Source organism: Pseudomonas sp. HOU2 (assembly GCF_040729435.1).
Lineage (GTDB): Bacteria > Pseudomonadota > Gammaproteobacteria > Pseudomonadales > Pseudomonadaceae > Aquipseudomonas.
The window spans coordinates 5387009-5390720 of record NZ_CP160398.1; the positions used below are offsets into that span (position 1 = coordinate 5387009).

Sequence of the window (3712 nt, forward strand, 5' to 3'; positions counted from 1 at the left end):
CCTGTAGGAGCTGCCGAAGGCTGCGATCTTTTGATCTTCAAAGCCTTCACATTCCACCAACAATTCCGCGCTTCCACGCTCATCAGCCTTTATGGCAACTTGGCGGCCCCTGATGAGGCTGCAACCCATGGCAAACCCCTACCGCGAATTGTTCACCGCCCCCGGTGCGCGAAATTTTGTTCTGGCCGGGATGATCGCGCGCATGCCGATTTCCATGACCGGCATCGGCGTGATCACCATGCTTTCGCAACTCAAGGGCGGGTACGCGCTGGCCGGTGCGGTGGCGGCGACGTTTGCATTGGCGACGGCGTTTTGTGCGCCGCAGGTCTCGCGGCTGGTGGATCGTTTCGGCCAGGGCAAAGTGCTGCCGCTGTCGGCATTGATCGGTGGCGGGGCGCTGTTGATGTTGCTGCTGTGCACGCGTCTGCAGGCGCCGACCTGGACGCTGTTCATCTTCGCCGCGCTGGCCGGTTGCATGCCGAGCATGTCGGCGATGGTGCGTGCGCGCTGGACCGAAATCTATCGCGGCCAGCCGCAATTGCAGACGGCCTACGCGCTGGAATCGGTGCTCGATGAAGTCTGCTTCATCGTCGGCCCGCCGCTGTCGGTGGGGTTGTGCGTGGTGGCGTTTCCCGAGGCCGGGCCGTTGGCCGCGCTGCTGGCGCTGGCGATCGGGGTGACGGCGTTTGTCGCCCAGCGCAGCACCGAGCCGGCGGTGCACCCGCAAGAATCACAGCATCAGGGTTCGATCATTCGCTCGACCGACGTGCAATGGCTGCTGGCGTTGATGCTTGCCATGGGCGTCATCGTCGGGGTGGTCGATGTGGTCAGCGTCGCCTTCGCCCAGCAGCAGGGCCAGCCGGCGGCGGCGAGCATCGTCTTGTCGGTGTATGCGATCGGCTCGTGTCTGGCCGGGATTGCGTTTGGCGCGATGCGTTCGAAACTGCCGTTGCCGCGCCTGTTTCTGTACGGCGGCGTGGCGACGGCGGTGACCACGCTGCCATTGTTGCTGGCGAGCAATATTTTCGGTTTGTCGCTGGCAGTGTTTGTCGCGGGATTGTTCTTCTCGCCGACGCTGATTGTGGCGATGGCGTTAATCGAGCGCATTGTGCCGCCGGCCAAACTGACTGAAGGCCTGACCTGGCTGGTGACGGGGCTGAGTATCGGCGTGGCGATCGGCGCGGCCGGCTCGGGCGCGTTGGTGGATGCGTTTGGCGCGCGTAGCGGCTTCTGGCTGGCGATTGCGGCGGGGGCGGTGGTGTTGGCGTCGGCGTTTCAGAGTTATCGGCACCTGAAATAAGCCGGCTTTGGCGAGCTGTTGTGGTGAGGGAGCTTGCTCCCGCTCGATTGCGCAGCAATCGCAAACCCGTCGGCCAGATTTCAGAACTCATTGAGACTCAGAGCTTGGGACCGCTTCGCAGTCCAGCGGGAGCAAGCTCCCTCGCCACAGTTATTGATACCTTCAGGCGTTTGGTGGTGTCGGTTACCAACCCCGGCCCGAATTCACCCAGAAATTTACTGACAGTGACGTCGACACCGATTCCACCTGATGGAACCAGCCCTCCGGCAGAAATAGCAGATCCCCGGCCTCCAGCGTCACGCGCAGGAATGTCACATCGCGTGCCGCAGGAAAGCGCTCATAGTCCGGCGCGTCGGGGTTGAAGTCGCAGCCATCCAGGCCACCCTTTGGCGCTGTCGACCAGGTGCCCAGCGCCTCGCGGTGATGCGGGGCGGCGAGGGTGAACTGCTTCTGGCCCCAGACCTGCGCGAACAGGTTGTCGGTGTCGTCGCGGTGCAGAGGCGTCAGCGTGCCTTTGGGGCCGATCCAGATGCGTGGTGGGATGAACAGCGAGGCATCGAAGTAGGGCGGGTACTTGATCTGCTGCAGCAATTGCGCAGGCAGGATGTTGTTGCCCATGTAGGCCGGCGGTTCGCCGTCAGCCCGTTTGACTGCCGGTTGATCCAGCGAGGCAATGAACTCGGCCATCGACGTCGAGCGGAAATCACGTTCGGTGGAAAAGGTTTTCTTCACGTAATCGCCGTGGCGGGTGATGCCCTGCAGTTCAGCGAAATGCACCAGCGATTCTTCGCGACTGAGATTGAACAGCGGCCAGTCTTGCAAGGCATTGCTGATCACCACCGGGATGCCATTGGGCAAGTATCTGCTTTTGAATTCGCTGACCGACAATTCATCGCGCGCATGGCGCTCGATGCCGGTCTGCACCGGCAGCCCGGCGGTGAGTTTTTCACTGAAGCGTGGCGGGGTCGGGTAGCGCTTGTTCATGTCGACCTTTTGCGCCACGGCGCCACCGTGCATCGCGTGCTCGATGATCTGCGGCAGCAGCGTCGCCAGGCCCATGTTGCCGCCGATTTTCAGGCGGCCGCTGGCGAACAGTTCTTCGACATTGACCCTGCCGCCCATGATCCCGAGAAAATCGCCCTCGGCGACTTCAATGGTCACGTCGGGGCTGGGGTGGCGACCGGGCGCGGTGCGACTGCTGGCCTTGACCTCCGACCAGTAGGCCTGCTGCGGACCAAACACGAATTGGAAAATGCCTTCGATGCCGACGGCACCGGCATTGGCGAACAACTTGCCCAGGATGCTCTGCAGGTCCACGGTGAATCCTCATTATTGGTTTTGGCCTGAACAGTTAACGAGCGCCTGTTGGCGCAATTTACCGGCGCGCGACTAATTTGCCAGGGGCGTAATCCGTCTCTCTCTACAGACAAATTTTTTGAGGAAAGCCGGGTGAACAAGCTGACCCTGCTGTGCCTGCCGTACTCCGGCGCCAGCGCCATGGTCTACAGCCGCTGGCGGCCAAAACTGCCGCAATGGCTGCAACTGCAACCGGTGGAGTTGCCGGGGCGCGGCGCGCGTTTCGACGAGCCGCTGCACACGGACATGCGGGCGCTGGCGATGCAACTGGCCAAGGAATTGCGGCCGAATCTCAAGGCCCCGTATGCGTTATTTGGCCATAGCCTGGGCGCGCTGCTGGCCTGCGAAATCGCTCACGCCCTGCGTATCTTGGGCTGTGCGGAACCGGTGGCGCTGTTTGCCTCGGGCACGGCGGCGCCGACGATGCGCGCCGACTACGATCGCGGTTTTGCCGAGCCGAAAACCGACGCCGAATTGATCGATCAATTGCGCACGCTCAACGGCACCAGCGAAGAAGTGCTGGCCAATGCCGAGCTGATGAGCCTGACCCTGCCGATCCTGCGCGCCGACTTTCTGCTCTGCGGCAAATTCGAGCCGTTGCAGCGGCCGCTGCTCAACTGCCCGGTGCACGTGCTGGGCGGCAAGGCGGATCGTGCGACCACCGAACAGCTGATCGGCTGGAGCAAGGAAACCCGCGGCAGTTTTTCGGTGGACATGCTCGCCGGCGGGCATTTCTTTATTCATGAGCATGAGGCCAAAGTGCTCAAGGTGATCAAGGATCAGCTGGAAGGGCATCATCGTCGGCATGTCACGGCCGCAATCGCCTGAACGCTCCCTGTAGGAGCTGCGGCACGCTGCGATCTTTTGATCCTGATCTTTAAAATCAAAAGATCGCAGCGTGCCGCAGCTCCTACAGGGTTGTGCGATACGACTGAAATTCCCTGCTCTACCTCCCGCCTGACAGTTGTTCTCATTCGCTAATTTTTCCGGTCTGCATTCGTTTTATAGGGACGACGTGCCTTTGTGCTTCCTGCCTACTGATCCGGATGCTGAGAA

At 61.7% G+C, this 3712-nt stretch carries 3 protein-coding genes; 2 read left to right on the forward strand and 1 reads right to left on the reverse strand.

What is annotated here, in order from left to right; genetic code table 11:
* Nucleotides 1-127 precede the first annotated feature (127 nt).
* On the forward strand, nt 128-1300 hold the full coding sequence (locus ABV589_RS24440; RefSeq protein ID WP_367083996.1) for an MFS transporter: 1173 nt from the start codon (nt 128-130) through the stop codon (nt 1298-1300).
* Between the two features lie 183 nt (nt 1301-1483).
* Here ABV589_RS24440 and ABV589_RS24445 read toward each other — a convergent pair whose 3' ends face one another.
* Entirely contained in the window at nt 1484-2617 is a 1134-nt protein-coding gene (locus tag ABV589_RS24445; protein WP_367083997.1) for a cupin-like domain-containing protein, read from the reverse strand.
* Between the two features lie 180 nt (nt 2618-2797).
* Here ABV589_RS24445 and ABV589_RS24450 point away from each other — a divergent pair, with 180 nt between their 5' ends.
* Nucleotides 2798-3484, forward strand: coding sequence for an alpha/beta fold hydrolase (locus tag ABV589_RS24450; RefSeq protein ID WP_367086227.1), 687 nt, complete (start codon nt 2798-2800; stop codon nt 3482-3484).
* Nucleotides 3485-3712 lie beyond the last annotated feature (228 nt).

Bases quoted from the DNA above. Each gene is read 5' to 3' on its own strand.
- ABV589_RS24440 (WP_367083996.1), top strand. From the start codon at position 128: ATGGCAAACCCCTACCGCGAATTGTTCACCGCCCCCGGTGCGCGAAAT.
- ABV589_RS24450 (WP_367086227.1), top strand. From the start codon at position 2,798: ATGGTCTACAGCCGCTGGCGGCCAAAACTGCCGCAATGGCTGCAACTG.